At 66.8% G+C, this 16,077-nt stretch carries 14 protein-coding genes and 1 tRNA gene; 7 read left to right on the top strand and 8 right to left on the bottom strand.

The features are described from left to right. Positions 1 to 5 precede the first annotated feature (5 nt). Complete coding sequence (locus CCR82_RS09270) at positions 6 to 614, top strand: Uma2 family endonuclease (protein ID WP_201245331.1); 609 nt, start codon at positions 6 to 8, stop codon at positions 612 to 614. Between the two features lie 2 nt (positions 615 to 616). On the opposite strand, the gene CCR82_RS09275 is transcribed toward CCR82_RS09270, so the two are convergent. Together CCR82_RS09275 and thiS are read right to left on the bottom strand one after the other, a co-directional pair. After that, positions 617 to 1,414 carry a thiazole synthase gene (locus CCR82_RS09275; protein ID WP_201245333.1) on the bottom strand — a complete coding sequence of 266 codons (798 nt, stop codon included), beginning with the start codon at positions 1,412 to 1,414 and terminating at the stop codon, positions 617 to 619. An 84-nt stretch (positions 1,415 to 1,498) separates the two neighbouring features. Beyond that, positions 1,499 to 1,705: a sulfur carrier protein ThiS gene (gene thiS / locus CCR82_RS09280; RefSeq protein WP_420827319.1), complete on the bottom strand. Its 207-nt coding sequence runs from the start codon at positions 1,703 to 1,705 to the stop codon at positions 1,499 to 1,501. A gap of 53 nt (positions 1,706 to 1,758) precedes the next feature. On the opposite strand from thiS, the gene CCR82_RS09285 reads away from it, so the two are divergent. The 6 genes from CCR82_RS09285 to CCR82_RS09310 all read left to right on the top strand — a co-directional run bounded on the left by CCR82_RS09285 (position 1,759) and on the right by CCR82_RS09310 (position 7,539). Then, positions 1,759 to 3,579, top strand: a complete 1,821-nt coding sequence (locus tag CCR82_RS09285; protein ID WP_201245335.1) for an AMP-binding protein — start codon at positions 1,759 to 1,761, stop codon at positions 3,577 to 3,579. Between the two features lie 56 nt (positions 3,580 to 3,635). Continuing rightward, positions 3,636 to 3,709: transfer RNA gene (locus tag CCR82_RS09290), tRNA-Gly, on the top strand. A 14-nt stretch (positions 3,710 to 3,723) separates the two neighbouring features. Further along, positions 3,724 to 4,035, top strand: coding sequence for a putative signal transducing protein (locus CCR82_RS09295; RefSeq protein WP_201245337.1), 312 nt, complete (start codon positions 3,724 to 3,726; stop codon positions 4,033 to 4,035). 14 nt (positions 4,036 to 4,049) lie between these two features. Then, positions 4,050 to 6,086: an AsmA family protein gene (locus CCR82_RS09300; protein WP_201245338.1), complete on the top strand. Its 2,037-nt coding sequence runs from the start codon at positions 4,050 to 4,052 to the stop codon at positions 6,084 to 6,086. A gap of 101 nt (positions 6,087 to 6,187) precedes the next feature. Continuing rightward, positions 6,188 to 7,270 (top strand): A/G-specific adenine glycosylase, encoded by a 1,083-nt coding sequence (mutY, locus tag CCR82_RS09305; protein WP_201245340.1) that lies wholly within the window; start codon positions 6,188 to 6,190, stop codon positions 7,268 to 7,270. After that, on the top strand, positions 7,267 to 7,539 hold the full coding sequence (locus CCR82_RS09310; RefSeq protein ID WP_201245342.1) for an oxidative damage protection protein: 273 nt from the start codon (positions 7,267 to 7,269) through the stop codon (positions 7,537 to 7,539). Before mutY ends, CCR82_RS09310 begins: the two co-directional genes overlap by 4 nt. Before the next feature lie 23 nt (positions 7,540 to 7,562). Here CCR82_RS09310 and purU read toward each other — a convergent pair whose 3' ends face one another. The 6 genes from purU to CCR82_RS09340 all read right to left on the bottom strand — a co-directional run bounded on the left by purU (position 7,563) and on the right by CCR82_RS09340 (position 16,062). Then, positions 7,563 to 8,417 carry a formyltetrahydrofolate deformylase gene (gene purU / locus CCR82_RS09315; protein WP_201245344.1) on the bottom strand — a complete coding sequence of 285 codons (855 nt, stop codon included), beginning with the start codon at positions 8,415 to 8,417 and terminating at the stop codon, positions 7,563 to 7,565. Between the two features lie 67 nt (positions 8,418 to 8,484). Beyond that, on the bottom strand, positions 8,485 to 9,201 hold the full coding sequence (locus CCR82_RS09320) for a lipocalin family protein (RefSeq protein ID WP_201245347.1): 717 nt from the start codon (positions 9,199 to 9,201) through the stop codon (positions 8,485 to 8,487). A 1,161-nt stretch (positions 9,202 to 10,362) separates the two neighbouring features. Then, positions 10,363 to 12,456, bottom strand: coding sequence for a complex I subunit 5 family protein (locus tag CCR82_RS09325; protein ID WP_201245349.1), 2,094 nt, complete (start codon positions 12,454 to 12,456; stop codon positions 10,363 to 10,365). Next, a complete protein-coding gene (locus CCR82_RS09330; RefSeq protein ID WP_201245354.1) occupies positions 12,453 to 13,958 on the bottom strand; it encodes a complex I subunit 5 family protein in 1,506 nt (501 codons plus the stop codon). Before CCR82_RS09330 ends, CCR82_RS09325 begins: the two co-directional genes overlap by 4 nt. Beyond that, a complete protein-coding gene (locus CCR82_RS09335; RefSeq protein WP_201245356.1) occupies positions 13,955 to 15,400 on the bottom strand; it encodes a complex I subunit 5 family protein in 1,446 nt (481 codons plus the stop codon). Before CCR82_RS09335 ends, CCR82_RS09330 begins: the two co-directional genes overlap by 4 nt. Then, complete coding sequence (locus CCR82_RS09340; protein WP_201245359.1) at positions 15,397 to 16,062, bottom strand: hydrogenase subunit MbhD domain-containing protein; 666 nt, start codon at positions 16,060 to 16,062, stop codon at positions 15,397 to 15,399. The genes CCR82_RS09335 and CCR82_RS09340 overlap by 4 nt, the downstream gene beginning before the upstream one ends. Between the last annotated feature and the right edge of the window lie 15 nt (positions 16,063 to 16,077).

Genomic DNA, 16,077 nt, shown 5'->3' on the forward strand with positions numbered 1-16,077 from the left:
CCCACATGTCCAATCTCGCTGTGTCGTCATTCATCACCGTCGACGATTACCTGGCTGGCGAGGCCGAGTCGCCGATCAAGCACGAATATGTGGATGGTGAGGTCTTTGCGATGGGCGGCGCCTCGGATGCGCATGTCACCATCGCGGGCAACGTCTTCAGCCTGCTACGCGCCCACCTGCGCGGCGGCCCGTGCCGAGTCTACATCACCGACATGAAGCTCCAGGTGGAGCAGGCCAACGCCTTCTTCTATCCCGATGTCTTCGTCACCTGCGCAGCAGCCGACGCGGCGGAGCCATTGATCAAGCGCTCGCCGACGGTCATCATCGAGGTCTTGTCGAAGTCGACCGAGGGCTATGACCGTGGCGACAAGTTCACGCGCTACCGCCTGCTCGATAGCCTACAGGAGTATGTCCTGATCGATTCGCGTCGGCATGTGATCGAGGTGTTTCGTCGTCATGCCGACGGTTGGCTGCTGCAGCCGGTGGCCGAAGACGGTCGGCTGCAGCTGCAGGCCCTGGATTTCGACTGCACGATGGACGCGATCTACGAGGATGTAACCCTGGAGCCGGTGGGCGACGAGCCAGACGGCGAGCCCTTGACCAAGGTGGTCTGATATCAGAAGAACGTCCCTTCGATCGGCGAGGAGGCCGAGGCGAAGCGCTTCGCCGGCATGCGCCCGGCCCGATAGGCTTCGCGGCCGGCCTCGATGCCCTTGCGCATGGCGCTGGCCATCAGTACCGGATCCTTGGCGGCGGCGATGGCGGTGTTCATCAGCACACCATCGCAGCCGAGTTCCATCGCCACCGCCGCATCGGAGGCGGTGCCAACACCGGCATCGACGAGGATCGGCACACTGGCGTTCTCGACGATGGTGAGGATGTTGAGCCGGTTGCGGATGCCGAGCCCGGAGCCGATGGGCGCGGCCAGCGGCATCACCGCCACACAGCCGATCTCCTCGAGCTGCTTGGCGATGATCGGGTCATCGTTGGTGTAGACCATCACCTCGAAGCCATCGGCGACCAAGACCTTGGCCGCCTCGATGGTCTGGAGCACATCCGGGAACAGCGTTTTCTCGTCGCCGAGCACCTCGAGCTTGACCAGATTGTGGCCGTCGAGCAACTCGCGCGCGAGCCGGCAGGTGCGCACGGCGCTCTCGACATCGTAACAGCCGGCGGTGTTGGGCAGGATGGTGTAGCGCGAGGGGGGCAGCACCTCGAGCAGATTGGGCTCATCGGCCGACTGGCCGATGTTGGCGCGGCGCACCGCGATAGTGACGATCTCGGCGCCGCTGGCCTCGATGGCGCGCGCGGTCTCGTCCATGTCCTTGTACTTGCCGGTGCCGACCAACAGGCGCGAGTGGTACTCGCGGCCGGCGATGGAGAAGCTGTCTGAGTGATTGGGCGATGCGGTCATAGCGAGCTGAACAGTCAGTGAAGGATTGAGGTCGACGATAGCGGATTGGGCGGCGCTTCCGCGCTGCGGATTGTCTTGCCCCACTCAGCCACCGCCGACGGCATGGATGATCTCGACCTGATCACCGGCCTGAAGTTCATGCTCGGGGAAGCGCCCGCGCGGCACCAGCTCGCGGTTGACCTCGACGGCGAGGCGGCGCTCGGCAAGGCCGAGCTGCTCGAGCAGGCCGGACATGCGCATGGCATCGGGAATCGTCTTGGGCTCGCCGTTGACGTGGATCTGCATCGACATCGGCTAATATCTCCTGATCTCTACGAACCAAAACCAATGGGGAGGCACCGCCCGTGAATCAATGGTCGGAGGATTTGATCTCGGTCGAGCGCGCAGGCACGCTCGATGGGCTCTTTCATCAACGCCTGCATCGCTCACCAGACCGCCCCGCGTACCAATGGTTCGATCGCGGTGCCGAGACCTGGCGGCAGTTGACCTGGCGCGAGACCGCCGAGCAGGTCGCGCGCTGGCGCGCCGCACTCAGTGGCGAGTCCTTGCATCCCGGGGATCGCGTCGCGGTGTTGCTGCGTAATGGCCCGGACTGGGTGATCTTCGATCAGGCCGCGCTCTCGCTGGGGCTGGTCAGCGTGCCGCTGTATACCGATGATCGCGCCGAGAACGCGGCGCATATCCTCCAGGACGCCGATTGTAAGGTGCTGCTGATCCAGGATGCCAGCCGCTGGAAGCGTTTGGCGCCGGCCCTCGGCGAGGCACGCTACCCGCAGCGGGTGGTAATCCTCGAGGACAGCGAACAGTCGCGCCGGGTCGCCACCTATGACGAACGCGCGGTGATCGCCGCGCGCTGGCTGCCGGAGCGCGGCGAGCCCTGGGCGCAACGCGTCGCCGATCCGCATTCGCTCGCGACCATCGTCTACACCTCCGGCACCACCGGCCGGCCGAAGGGTGTGATGCTGAGCCATGTCAATATCCTCGCGAATGCCCACGCGAGCGTGACCATGCTCGATGTCTACCAGGAAGACCTCTTCCTGTCGTTCCTGCCGCTCTCGCACATGCTCGAGCGCATGGGCAGCTATTACCTGCCGATGATGACCGGCTCCACCGTCGCCTACGCGCGCTCGATCACGCAGCTCGGCGAGGATCTGCAGACCATTCGTCCCAGCGTGATCATCGCCGTGCCGCGCGTGTTCGAGCGCGTCTATCAGCGCATCCAGGATCAGCTCGAAGGACGCCCCAAGCCGCTGCGCGCGCTGTTCAAGCTCGCGGTCGACGTCGGCTGGATGGCCTTCGAGCACCGCCAGGGGCGCCGGGGTTGGCATCCGCTGCTGCTGCTCTGGCCCTGGCTGCGGCGCAAGGTCGCGCGGCCGGTGTTGGAGCGACTCGGCGGGCGGCTGCGCGCGGCGGTGAGCGGCGGCGCGCCCATGCCGTTCGGGGTCGCGCGGCTGTTCATCGGCTTGGAACTCCCCTTGGTGCAGGGCTATGGGCTCACCGAAACCAGCCCGGTGGTGGCGGTGAATCCGCTCGAGGACAATCGGCCCGACAGCGTCGGCATCCCGCTGCGCGGCATCCAGGTGCGCATCGGCGCCGATGACGAGCTGCAGGTGAAAGGCCCCTGCAACATGCTCGGTTACTGGAACAACCATGCCGCGACCGCGCATCTGTTCACCGCCGATGGCTGGCTGCGCACTGGCGATCAGGCGCGCATCGACGGCCGTCATGTCTACATCACCGGTCGCATCAAGGACATCCTGGTGCTCTCCAACGGCGAGAAGGTGCCGCCAGCGGATATGGAGATGACCCTCGGGCTGGACCCGTTGTTCGATCAGGTGTTGATCGTCGGCGAGGGGCGCTCCTATCTGACCGCGCTGCTGGTGATGAACCCTGATCTCTGGCCGAGCTTGGCGCGCGACTATGGCCTGGACCCGGAGCACGCGGAGAGCCTGTCGCATCCGCCGCTGCTGCGCGACCTGGTGAAGCGCATCCGCGACGCCCTGGCCGACTTCCCGGGCTACGCGAAGGTGCGCCGGGTGGCGCTGACGCGCGAGCCCTGGTCGGTCGAGAACGGCCTGCTGACGCCGACCATGAAGGTCAAGCGCAACCAGGTGCTCGCGCATTATCGCGACGCGGTCGAGCGGATGTATGCCGAGCATCTTTAGAATCGGCTCTGGCCGCTTGCCCTGGTCGAGCACTGGCTCTAGAATCGACTGCCCAAGCGGGCGTAGTTCAATGGTAGAACAGGGGCTTCCCAAGCCTCCAATGTGGGTTCGATTCCCATCGCCCGCTCCACTTCCCTAGCGATCATGCAGCCACTCTATCAAGCCGCTGACCGGATCGAGGCCCAGCTGCTCCAGGATCTCCTCGCTCGACATCGGATCGAGGCTCGTGTCTTCGGCGATTATCTCAGCGGTGCCGCCGGCGAGCTGCCGGTCGACATCTATCCCAGCGTCTGGGTGCTGGAGGATCGCGAGTTGCCGCGCGCCAAGGGGCTGCTCGACGATTGGCTGCGCGAGCATCGACGTCGCGCCGAGGCCAGCGCTTGGGTCTGCCGCGGCTGCGGCGAGCTGGTCGACGGCAGCTTCGATCTCTGCTGGCGTTGCGGCACCGAACACTAAAGGGACGCCTGCCGATGCCCACTTGGATCAAGCGACTCACCGGTCTTGTCCTCGCGCTGCTGTTGCTGGCGCTTGGCGCCGCACTCCTAGCGCCACGCCTGATCGATCAGCAGCAACTGCGGCGCGCTCTCGAGACCGAGATCGCGCAGTCGCTGGGACGCCCGACTCGGATCAAGGCCATCGATCGGCTGCGCCTGTTGCCGACCCCGAGCATCCGGCTCGCGGGGGTGCGGCTCTTGGAGACTGCCGACGCCGGCGCCCCGGTGTGGATTGCGCTCGATTCCCTGCGTTTGGATGCCGCGCTCTGGCCCTTACTCAGTGGCCGGCTGGTTCTCGCCGAGGTCTTGATCGATCGGCCACGGATGCGCCTGCCAGTGGCGTCTGGTCAGCAGCTCGCCACCGTGAGCGAAGCCATGGCGAGCGAACCGCCGGTGAGCCGAACGACGACGCGCCAAGGGGCGGCGCTGCCAGCGCCTGTTGTGCAACCCGTGTCAGCGATATGGCATGCGCTTGGCGTCTCCGAGTCGAGTGCATCCGAGACGCGCGCACCAGGGGCGAGCAGCACAGTGGTAGCAAGCACCCCAGCGCTGCCGCCGATTCGCCGTCTGATCATCCGCGATGGTCAGTTGCGCGGGCCTGTTGAAAGTCCGGGGACGTCCGCGCCGCCAGGGCCCGCGATGCCCCGGATCGATGATCTCAATCTGACCGCCGGCCCGCTGGCGCCTGGACAAAGCGGTCGACTGGACGCGACCTTCACACTGACTGGCGAGCAACCGGCGTTCTCGCTGCCGGGCCAGGCCGAGGCCGAGATCGTGCTCGCCGACCCGCTGACCGAAGTCAGACTGCAGCCGCTGCAACTGCGCCTGGGCGCCGCCGCTGGCGGGCCGGGCCTGCCGGTTCAGGTCGAGACCGAGATCCTGATCGATCTGCTGAACGCTCGCGTCTTGCTCGATCCGTTCGAGCTGCGCGCCGATGGGCTGCGCGTCGACGGTGCCGCCGAACTCTATTCGATGCCTGCCGGGTTGGCCATGGATGCACAGATGCACATGCCGCCCTTCGATCTACGCCGCTGGCTACGCACGCAGGCGGCGATCGCATTACCGGGCGCCGCTGACAGCCTGAGCCAGGTCGGCGGGCAGTTCGAGCTGAGCCTGCGAGGAGCGGAGCTGGTCATCGATCGTGCGGTGTTCATGCTGGATCAGACCCCGGTGACGCTCAGCGGGCGGGCGCTTGCGGACGCACTCGAGCTGGAGGCGAACGCGGATGTCTATGGCGGTCAGCTCGAAGCTCGCTTGATTGCATCCCAGCCCTCGAGCAGCGCCCTAGCACCGACAGAGGAGATGGGAGCGGCCACATCAGCGATGGCAACAGTTCCTGTCGTTCACCTGACCATGAGCGCGGGCGCGATCGATGTGGCGGCTCTACTGGCGGATCTGCAGCGGGATGGACGCGCACAAGCGCCGCTGACCGGCCGCGCCGAGATCGAACTGGATCTGGTCGGGCGCGACACCGATCCGCAGGCGATGCTCGACACCCTCGGCGGCGAGGTCGCTGTCGTGGTGCGCGATGGCGCCGTGACCATGGTCGATCTCGGGCAGTTGATCATCGGCACCGTGGGGGCCATGGGTGTCTCGCGCGAGGAGACCGAGGACCTGACCCGATTCAGCGTCCTCAGTCTGACGGCCAGGGGCGCGGATGGCCGCTTCCGCAGCGAGGACATCCAATTGCGCTCGCATCTGCTCGCGATTGATGGCGGCGGCTGGCTCGAGCTGCCCACGCAGCAGATCGCCTTGGACCTGCGGGCGGTGATGACCAAGCCGCCCAAGGGGCGCGGCATCAAGGAGCTGGAAGGCATCCCGATCCCAATCAGCGCCAAGGGTCCCTGGTCCGATCCGCGCTGGGAGGTGGATATCAACACCGCGCTCGGTCAGGCCGCGCGGCGCGCCTTGCGCGAGGATAGCGATCTGCTCGATGAACTCGAGGAGCGCACTGGAATCAAGGGCCTCGGCGACGGACTGCGCCAAATCCTGCCAGGGCTGCTCGGGCAGTGACGCGCGCTCGTTCCGCGCCGCCGAGGTCGGCTCGCTCACCGGCGTCCCTTCCGGATTCTGTTCCGGACCCTGTTCCGGCCTCGCCGCGGACGCCCACTGCGGTGTTCGCCGACGACTTCGCGCGTCGCCTGCTCGCCTGGTTCGATCACCACGGTCGCCACGATCTGCCCTGGCAACGCGAGGCGACGCCCTATCGGGTCTGGATCTCGGAGATCATGCTTCAGCAGACCCAGGTGGCGGTGGTGGTGCCCTATTTCGAGCGCTTCATGGCGCGCTTCCCGGACTTGGCCTCACTGGCCGCGGCCGACCTCGACGAGGTGCTGCATCGCTGGTCCGGGCTCGGCTATTACGCCCGCGCGCGTCATCTGCATCGCACCGCGCGGCTCATCGTCGCCGACCATCAGGGCCGCTTCCCGCAGCGGATCGAGGCGCTCGAGGCCCTGCCCGGGATTGGCCGCTCCACCGCCGGTGCCATCCTGTCGCTGGCGCTCGGGCAGCATCATCCGATCCTCGATGGCAACTGCAAGCGCGTGCTGGCGCGTTGCTTCGCGATCTCGGGCTGGCCGGGGCACAGCGCGGTGCTCGCGAGGCTCTGGGCACTCGCCGAGGCGTTGACGCCGGTGGCGCGCGTGGCGGCCTTCAATCAGGCGATGATGGACCTTGGCGCGACCCTCTGCACGCGCGCCAAACCGGCCTGCCAGGCCTGTCCCTTGGCCGAACGTTGTCAGGCGCTGGCACGGGATGCGGTGAGCACCTATCCGGCCCCCAAGCCGCGCAAGCAGACACCGCCGCGCGCGGTGCAGCTGCTGCTGATTCGCGATCCCGACGATCGGCTGCTGCTGCAACGTCGGCCGCCGGTCGGGATCTGGGGGGGACTCTGGACGCCGCCCGAGATCGGCCTCGAGGAGAGCGCCGAGGCGTGGTGTCGCGCGCGCCTGGATGCCTCGGTGCTGCACCTTGAAAAGCGCCCATCGCGCCGACATACCTTCAGCCACTTCCAGCTCGAGATGCGCCCGGTCCAGGTACGGCTCGCAACGCAGCCGACGCGGGTCGCCGACGAGGCCGCGATGACCTGGATCGAGCCGGCCGCGCCGGGCGATCTTGGGTTGCCGGCGCCGATCGCCCGTCTGCTCACCGAGCTGGGAGCCGAAACCGCCATTGCACGACAGGAGGAGCCCGGATGAGCCGTATGGTCAATTGTGTGAAGCTCGGCCGCGAGGCCGAAGGGCTGGATCGGCCGCCGTATCCCGGCGCGCTGGGCCAGCGCATCTTCGAGAACGTCTCCAAACAGGCCTGGGCCGACTGGCTCAAGCATCAGACCATGCTCATCAACGAGAATCGTCTGAGCCCGATGGACCCGAAGGCGCGCGCCTTCCTCGAGGAACAGATGGAGAAGTATTTCTTCGGCGAAGGCGCGGCGATGCCGGAGGGCTACGTGCCGCCCAAGCAATAGGCAGCGAGCGGGCGCGCGCGCTCTTAGGCGAAGACGATCGTCTTGTTGCCATACAACAGCACGCGGTCTTCGAGATGGTAACGCAGGCCGCGCGCGAGCACCGTCTTCTCGACATCCTTGCCGAGGCGGACCATGTCCTCGACCGTGTTGTGATGGCCAACCCGCACCACGTCTTGGTCGATGATCGGCCCGGCATCCAGCTCGCTGGTCACGTAGTGGCAGGTCGCGCCGATCAGCTTCACCCCGCGCGCCGAGGCCTGATGATAGGGCCGGGCGCCGACGAACGAGGGCAGGAAGCTGTGATGGATGTTGATGATCCGCCCCGGATACCGCGCACAGAGATCGGGCGGTAGGATTTGCATGTAGCGCGCCAGCACCACCAGATCGGCCTCGGCCTCCTGGATCGCGGCATTGACGGCGGCAAAATGGGCGGCCTTGTCGGTCGGATCGACCGGCAGATGTCGATAGGCGATCCCGTGCCAACTGACATAGTCACGCAGGTCGGCGTGGTTGGAGATCACGCAGGGGATGTCGAAGTCGAGTTCACCGCTGCGCCAGCGATAGAGCAGGTCGGAGAGGCAGTGCGCCTGCTTGCTGGCCAAGAGCACCACGCGGCGGTTGATGCCGGTATCGGTGAGATACCACTGCATCGCGAACCGGGTGGCGATGGGCTCGAACAACGCGCGCAAGCGCTCCTCGCCGAACGGCAGCGAGGCGGCGCGGACCACGTAGCGCATGAAGAACCACTGGCTCTCCGGGTCCGAGTAATGATGCGCCTCGGTGATCCAGCCACCATGCTGGGCGATGAAATCGCTGACGGCGGCGACGATGCCCACTTGGTCGGGGCAGGACACGATCAGTCGGAAGGAACGCTCCATCGTTTGGGCTCACCTCGTTAAGGTCGTTAAACAGTCGTTGATCGATATGGCCAAGGCGCGCTGCGGCTCAGGCCTGTCTCGAGGCGCTGGTCTGGCGCGTGCGCTCAAAAGCATCGGCCGGGAAGCCTTTGTCGGCGAACTCGGCCAGCCACTGCTGGACCTCGGCCTCGGACGGCTCGGGCGCGCGTGAGAGCACCCAGCCGCGGCGGCGCGACGGCTGCCCGACCAGGGCATACTCGTACTCATCGCCGAGCCCGATCACCCAATAATGGTCCCAGAGCACGTGCACGCCGTAGAGCATGCGGAAGCTGATTTCGAAGCGCGCGTTGCTGCCGCGATCGACCACCCGCGCGATGCCCTTGGCGGTGCCGATGCCACCATCGGTATGGGTGCAGCGATTGGTGACGTAGACGACGCCGTCGTCACCGAGCCGATAATCGGCCTGCACATCCTGGGTGCAGCGGCGCTGGGTGAAGTAGGGCAGTCTGGCGATCTCGTACCAGCGGCCCATGTAGCGCTTGAGATCGAGATAGGCCACCGTGTTCGGGGCCGTGAGATGGACCCTGGGCTTGCGCAAGCGGGTGCTGACCGTGACCTGGGCATCGACATCCTCGCGGTGGCGGTTGCCGGGTGGGGCGGTGTAGATCTCCTCGGCCCAGTCGGAAAGCTCTTGAGCGCTGCGGTTATCGCCCGACTGAGCGGTCTCTGGCTTGGTCGATCGACGGGCGCTGCGGCGCCCGCCGGTCAAGCCGTTACGCACCTTCGGTGGTGGACGATCCGTCATGATGGAATCCTGGGAGCGTGGCGGCTTCGGTTCGGTGGCGTTCGGGATGAGGTCATGCGAATCATAGCGGCGGTGCCGATGGCGGAGTGGCAAATCGTAGCTTGGAGCGAGCATTGAAGCGCCGCTGGATTGAGACGTTGGGAGGTCTTCCAGCTCCAGGTCGTTCAAGGTGTCGATCCGTTGCGGCTTCAGCCTTAGTCAAGGTTTGGTCCCAAGGCACCTTAGCCAACCGGCGGTGGACGAAAGGCGCGGGATTCTACCGCCGAATGAGCATGCACGCTCTTGCCTCATCGCCGAGGTCGTCCACCAGGTTGCAATCGCTCGTCAATCGATTATCATGGCCCAAAGATCTCATTTCAGTGCCGCTTAGGGACGAGTCACATAGTACGCGGCCCTTGATGCGGGGTGAGAAGCCCATGGATGCCTGCCTTCCCAAAGCCCCAAGCGCTCACGTAAGCACATTCAGGTCCGCTACGATCGAGATCGACGGTGGGCTGCCCAGTCGTGCTGATACCGGCGCCCGCCCCAGCAAAACGGCATGGCCGCCGAGGCGGCCGGCGCAGCTTGAGTGCTGCGAGCGCCCTTAGCCTCTCTATCTCGGGCTGATGCGCTCCCCAGCCCGATGCAGCATTTCTCCCTCCAATACCGAAATGCAGGCTCGGCTGACGCTCCTTCCCGACATTGCTTTCCCGAGATGCCTTTCAGGTTCAGGGCCGTGCCTCGCGTGCGCAGCCTTAATGAAGCCGTTCCCGACCGTCGAAGCCCCTCCTCGCTGCATGCCTCCTCGGCACAGCAAGACGGCCCAAGCGCGCTCGCGCTGACTTATCGACTGAAACTTGGAGACCTGCCATGACCCTGAATACGACTGCGACCGACGCAACCACCACCGACAGCCTGACCCTCGGCGCTGGCTTCAACGAGCAAGCGATTGCCGTTGAGGGTATCTAAGCGCGTCTCCTCGGAGTCGAAAAAGTATCCTGGAGGCTGCGGCTCGCCACGATCAGCTGCCTGCAGAATCCGCGCGTTGATGTCTTCATCGGTCGCGGCTTCAATGATGAGTGTCTCCATGGATTTGTCTCCAACGTTGGATGTCGTGGTCGAGACCACGCCAGCCGATTGATTGCTGCTGGCCTTGAAAGATTGTGCGGGCTTTCCTGCCATTCAGGGCCAAAGCAACGTGCTTTTGGCGTTGAGCAAGAGCACCACCGCCAAGCCCAGCGCCACGGCCAGCAGTAACAGCGCCAACTGACGGCGCAGCCAGCCCTCGGCGCGCGTGAGCATCTCGAGGCCGGTCAAGCCATCGCGCTCGCGCGCGACCCACCAAGCGATCCAGGCCGCTTGCAGGATCACCAGCCCTTGCAGCAGTCCACGGGCGAGACACCACAGCCAACGGCCGCAGAAGGCCAATGGCCACCAGAGATCGCCAGCGGGCAGCCAGTGGCTCAGCCGCGTCGCTACTCGGCGCAGGCTCCAGCCGAGGACTATCGAGAACAGCAGCCCTAGCCCCAGCGGCCAGAGGAGGGCGGGGAGCGCGCTGAGCGGAGGCGAGGCCAATCCGCCCGCCAATTGCCTCGAAAATGCACCCTCAAGCTCGCCGTCGATCCCGTCTGCGAGCTGATCAGCAAGCTCAGCCGTGAGTCCACCCGCAAGCCAGCCGGCCCAAAACGGAAGACTGAGCGCGGCAACGATGCCCAGCAGCCAGGCCAACGGCATCGGTGCGAGCAAGTGCTGATCATTTTGATCTGGGTTGGAACTCGGGTTGGGACTGGGGCTATGACTCGCCCTTAGCGTTTGGCTTGGTCTATGGCTCGTGCTTAGGCTATGGCCTGGTCTTTGATTCGTCTCGATCGTTTCACGCCATGGCCTCCATTGTCGCCACAGCGTCCGCGCCATCAGCAGCGTGGTGCCGACGGCCGCCAGGCTCAGCCAGACGGCCAGGGTCTCCTCTCCAGCGGCTTCGAGCGCCTTCTTGGTGCTCCACTTGGCGATCAGTCCCGAGCCCAGCGCGCCGGCGAGCGATAGTGCTGGCAGGATCAGCAGGGTCCAGAGCAGCCAGGCAGGTAAGCGCGGTGGCTGCTCGCTGATGCCGACCCCGAGGAACAGCGCGCCCTTGCTCAAGCCGTGGTGAGCGGCGAAGAACAGCACCAGCACGCTGAGCGCGGGCCAGCTGTCAGGCTGCAGCAGCCCGAGCGCGACCAGGGCCGCGATCATGCCCATCTGGCTGACGCTGGAATAGGCCAGCACCGCCTTTGGGTGGCGTTGCGCGGCGCCCAAGAGCGCTGCGGCGAAGGCGCCGATCAGGCCGGCGGTCAGCATCGCCCGCCCGAGCCCCTGGAAGGCGTCATCGATACCGGCCATGCCCAGCGGCAGCGTGCTCAGCCAGCCGACCAGTCCGGCCTTGATCATCACGCCACTGAGCACGGCGCTGGCTGGCGTTGGTGCCACCGGATGTGCCAACGGCAGCCACAGGTGCAGACCGATCACCCCGGCCTTGACCCCGAAGCCGAGCCAGAGCAACAGCCCCATCCAGAGGCCCATGTCCGCTGTCGCCAGGGTCGCGCGCAGCTCCGACAGGGTCAGCGCCGAGCCGGTGCCGGCGCCCCACAGCAGGCCGGCCAGGATCATCCCCTCCCCAAGCACCGCCATGACCAGGTAGGCCAGGCCGCCAGTGCGCGCCTCGCGAGTGCCATTGTGGATCACCAGCGGATAGGCCGAGAAGGTCATCAGCGCAAAGCCGAGGTAGAAGCTGGCGATGTCCTCGGCGACGAGCAGCAGCAGATTACCGCAGAGGGCGAGCGGCCAGAACAGCGCGAAGCGTAGCAGGCGCGCGCGGCTGTCCGGATCGCCGGCTGCAGCTTGGGCCTGCTCAGCGGCGAAGTAGCCCCGCGCGTACCAGCCCGCCAGCCCCCACAGCAGGGCGCTGAAGGCCAACAGCAGGCGGCGTTGGTCATCAAGTTCCCAGCATCCTCCCAGCAGCCAGGCCTCCAGCCAGAGGCTGCCGTCAGGTCCGAGCACGACGAGCGCGAGCGCGGGCCAGGGCGCGCTGATCCAGAGCCAGTCCAGTGGCTGATGCAGGGATTGGCTGAGGGGCTGGTTTAGGGGGCGGCTCAGGTGAGGGCGCGGCTGGCCAAGGCTGATTGTCGCCCCGAGTGCAGCGCGCAGGCCCAGCAGCAGCGGCCACAGCAGTGCTGCGAAGAGCAAAGGCGCGAGCGGCAGGCGCAGGAGGGGGAAAGGTGCAAGGCTCAGCTCGGTCATGGCATCAGGTAGGTCTGTTGTACCACCCGCGTTGCCCACTGCAAGGGGCTGAACGGCAGCCCCGCCAGCATCCCGGCCAGCAGACTCAGCAGCGCCGTGGCCAGGGCCGGCAGCAGCAGCCATGCACTGGTCTCGAGCCGGCTCGGCGCACGCTCAGCCGGCCAGGCGCCGACCCCATGAGCCGGTCCACGACGGAACCAGAGGCGGTTGAGGATGGGCAGGAAATAGGCCGCGTTGAGCAGGGTGCTGGCCACCAACACGGCGATCACCCAGGGCTTCCCGGCCTGCACCGCGCCCATCCCCAGCATCCATTTACTGATGAAGCCGACCACCGGCGGCAGACCGATCATGCCGAGCGCGCCGATGGTGAAGGCCAGGCTGCTCAGCGGCATGCGCCGACCGACGCCGTCGAGTTCATCGATGCGGTGAATCCCTAATTCTTCGGCGTAATTGCCGGCGCAGAAGAACAGCGTGACCTTCATCAGCCCCTGATGCAGCAGATGTGCGAGCGCGGCGATGGTCCCGAGCGGGCCGAACAGCCCGATCCCGAGCACGATGTAGGCGACCTGGCTGACCGTGGAGTAGGCCAGGCGGGGTTTCAGCTCCTGCTGAGCCAGCGCGCGCAGCGAGCCATAGAGGATGGTGATGCAGGCGATCACCACCAGCCCCTCGAGCACGCCTAAGGCCGCGCTGAAACCGATGCCATAGACATCGTAGACCAGCCGCACGATGCCGAAGGCGCCGGCCTTGACCACGGCCACCGCATGCAGCAAGGCGCTGACCGGCGCCGGTGCCACCATCGCGCGCGGCAGCCAGCCATGCAGCGGCACCAGCGCCGCCTTGACGCCGAAGCCAAGGATCAGCAACCAGAACAGCCCGATCAGCCAGGGGTGAGCCGCAGGGCCGAGTTCGGCCAGGATCTCCTGCTGACCGAAGCGCAGATCCCCAGCCAAGACCTGCAAGGCCACCATGCCGATCATCAACAGCAGCCCGGCGCTGAGCGTATAGCGAAGGTAGACGGTGGCGGCGGCCAATGCCTGAGGCGTACCGCGATGCGCGACCAGCGGATAGGTCGAGAGCGTCAGCAGCTCGTAGAAGATCAGCAGGGTGAACAGGTTGCCGGCCAGGCTGATGCCCAGGGTGCTGGCGACGCAGAGGCTGAAGAAGCCGAAGAAGCGCCGGCGGTTGGGCGAGTCCTCGAGGTAGCCGATGGCATAGATGGTGGTAAACAGCCAGAGCAGCGAAGACAGGCCGGCGAAAGTGAGCCCGAGCGCATCCACCCGCAAGACGAAGCTCAGGCCCTCGACCACCGCAAATTCGACCGCATAGACCTCGCCCGCGATCAATCCCCACGCCATCCAGATCACCAGCACCAGCTTGACCAGCGCGGCGGCGAGGTTCAGCGCGGTGCGGGTGCGCAGGGCCTGCTCCGGCAGCATGAAGATCACCGCCGCGGTGAGCAACGAGCTGGCCAGGGTCGCCAGCGGCAGCACGGCGGTCATGGCACCCCCGCTGGCGCCAGGAACGACAGCGGCCAGGCGGCTGCCAGACCCAGCCCGATGGCGGCCAGCGCCAGCACCAAGGCGATCAGCTCCATCCCCAACGGCAGAGGGCGGAACGCCGGTTCGGGAGCGTCCTCGACAAACGAGCAGCGCAGCACCCGGAACACATAGATGGCGCTGAGCAGGCTGCCCAGCGCGAGCACCAGCACCCAAAGCCATTGGCCCGATGCCAGCGAGGCCTGCAGCCACAGCCACTTGGCAGTGAAGCCGGCGCTCGGCGGCAGCCCCATCAGGGTCACGGCGGCGAACCCAAAGGTCATCAGCGAGAGCGGCAGTCGGCGGCTGGTTCCGGTCAGGCCCTCGAGCCGATGCGCGCCGGTGGAGAGCAACAGATTACCGGCGGCCATGAACATCGCGGCCTTCGCCAACGCATGCCCGGCGAGCTGCAGCCAGGTCGCCTGCCAGGCCATCAGTGCGACGGCGGCGCTGGTCCCGGCCAGCAGCGGGAAGGCCAGCATCAGATAGCCCAATTGGCCAACCGTGGACCAGGCCACCAGCTGCTTGAGACCGACGGCGCGCCAGGCCTGCACCCCACCCCAGAGCACGGCCAGGCTGCCGAGCAGGCCAAGCGCCCAGGCGCCAGCGATGGCCTCCGGCAGCAGCGCGCGCCACAGCAGCAGCAGGATGAAGAACGAGGCCTTGACCACCAGCGCGCCGTGGATCGCACTGATCGGGGTCCAGGCGCTGTCATGGACCGGCGCAAGCCAGCTATGCAGCGGAAAGATCGCCCCCTTCAGCAACAGCCCGCTGGCCAGCAGCGCGACGGCGATCTGAGTGACCGGGTCGGGTTGAGCAACCGCTGCCAGCCCGGCCAGATCGAGTCGGCCCCAAGCGCCGAGCAGCAGAGCGATGCCGAGCAGCCAGGTCAGCGAGCCGACCAGGGCGAAGAGCAGATAGCGCAGGCCGGCGGTGAGCGCCTCGACACTGCCGGGAAGCAGCATCATGCCAACGGCGCAGAGCCCCATCAGCTCCAGGCCGGCGTAGAGCAGCAGCAGATCGGCCGCGATCCAGATCAGCCCCAGCCCCAACGCCAGGCCGCCGAGCAGCGGCCAGAGCCAGGCGTAGCCGCGCGTCCTCAGTGGTGTGGCGTGGGCATAGCTGGCGGCATACAGGGCGCTGGCCAGCAGCAATAGCTGCGTCAACAGCCATAACGAGGCCGCCAGCCCATCCAGGCGCCAGTGCAGTGTCAGCGGCCCGAGCGCCAGGCGTCCGGCCATCGGCCCGGTCTCAACGCCGAGCAGTAGCCAGAGCGCCACCAGCGGCAGCGGCAGCGCGGCCAGCAACACCCATCCGCTGTGGCGCGGCGGGCGCACCCAGGCCAGCAGACCAAGGGCCAGCGGCGCGAACAGCAGCCAGAGGAGATGGAGCGGCGTCGGGCTCATGTGCCGAAGACGGGATTTAGGGTGACCTGACCCGCCCGTGCATGCAGGCGCAGCAACAGCGCGGCACCGAGCACCGAGCCGAGCAGCGCGACCACCAAGCCGATCAGGATCAAGCCGCGAATTTCGGCGCCCGGCCCGGCGAGCCCGGCCAGGACGAGGAAGACCCCGGAGCCGAGCAGGTTGAAGGCCAGCAGCCGGCGCAGCAGGTGGCGCTGCGTGCTGAAGGCCCAGAGCCCAAGGCCCATGATCAGCACGCCGGTCGCGGCCAACAGCGTGGTGACCGACGCCGGTGGCGCCAGCGCCTCGAGGCCGAGCAGCCCGACCAGGGCGGTGGCGATCAAGCCCAGCCAGGTCAGGATCAGCAGCCAGCGCAGGGGCGCCGCGAGACGCCCGCGTCGGGCTGTTCGATCCAACGTCGGTAGGCGCGGCAAGGCGCCGCGACCGCGCAGTGTCCAGAGCAAGAGGCCGCCGGTCAGCAGCGCGCCGAGCAGCGCCTCGGCCAGCGCCAGCCAGGGCGCGCCGAGCAGCAGCCAGGCCAGCGACATCAGCAGCGCAAAGGCGACGAAGCCCTGGCAGGCCCGCCACAGGTGGCGCTGCAACAGGCAGACACCGGCCAGCAGCAGCAACAGTCCCGCCAGTACCCAGGCTGCGGCTGGAGCCATCGGCGATAGACTCAT

It is taken from the genome of Halochromatium salexigens (genome assembly GCF_016653295.1).
GTDB lineage: Bacteria > Pseudomonadota > Gammaproteobacteria > Chromatiales > Chromatiaceae > Lamprobacter > Lamprobacter salexigens.

Coding starts and splice junctions, on each gene's coding strand:
- CCR82_RS09270 (WP_201245331.1), top strand. CDS start 6: ATGTCCAATCTCGCTGTGTCGTCATTCATCACCGTCGACGATTACCTG.
- CCR82_RS09275 (WP_201245333.1), bottom strand. CDS start 1,414: ATGACCGCATCGCCCAATCACTCAGACAGCTTCTCCATCGCCGGCCGC.
- thiS (WP_420827319.1), bottom strand. CDS start 1,705: ATGTCGATGCAGATCCACGTCAACGGCGAGCCCAAGACGATTCCCGAT.
- CCR82_RS09295 (WP_201245337.1), top strand. CDS start 3,724: ATGCAGCCACTCTATCAAGCCGCTGACCGGATCGAGGCCCAGCTGCTC.
- CCR82_RS09300 (WP_201245338.1), top strand. CDS start 4,050: ATGCCCACTTGGATCAAGCGACTCACCGGTCTTGTCCTCGCGCTGCTG.
- CCR82_RS09310 (WP_201245342.1), top strand. CDS start 7,267: ATGAGCCGTATGGTCAATTGTGTGAAGCTCGGCCGCGAGGCCGAAGGG.
- purU (WP_201245344.1), bottom strand. CDS start 8,417: ATGGAGCGTTCCTTCCGACTGATCGTGTCCTGCCCCGACCAAGTGGGC.
- CCR82_RS09320 (WP_201245347.1), bottom strand. CDS start 9,201: ATGACGGATCGTCCACCACCGAAGGTGCGTAACGGCTTGACCGGCGGG.
- CCR82_RS09325 (WP_201245349.1), bottom strand. CDS start 12,456: ATGACCGAGCTGAGCCTTGCACCTTTCCCCCTCCTGCGCCTGCCGCTC.
- CCR82_RS09330 (WP_201245354.1), bottom strand. CDS start 13,958: ATGACCGCCGTGCTGCCGCTGGCGACCCTGGCCAGCTCGTTGCTCACC.
- CCR82_RS09335 (WP_201245356.1), bottom strand. CDS start 15,400: ATGAGCCCGACGCCGCTCCATCTCCTCTGGCTGCTGTTCGCGCCGCTG.
- CCR82_RS09340 (WP_201245359.1), bottom strand. CDS start 16,062: ATGGCTCCAGCCGCAGCCTGGGTACTGGCGGGACTGTTGCTGCTGCTG.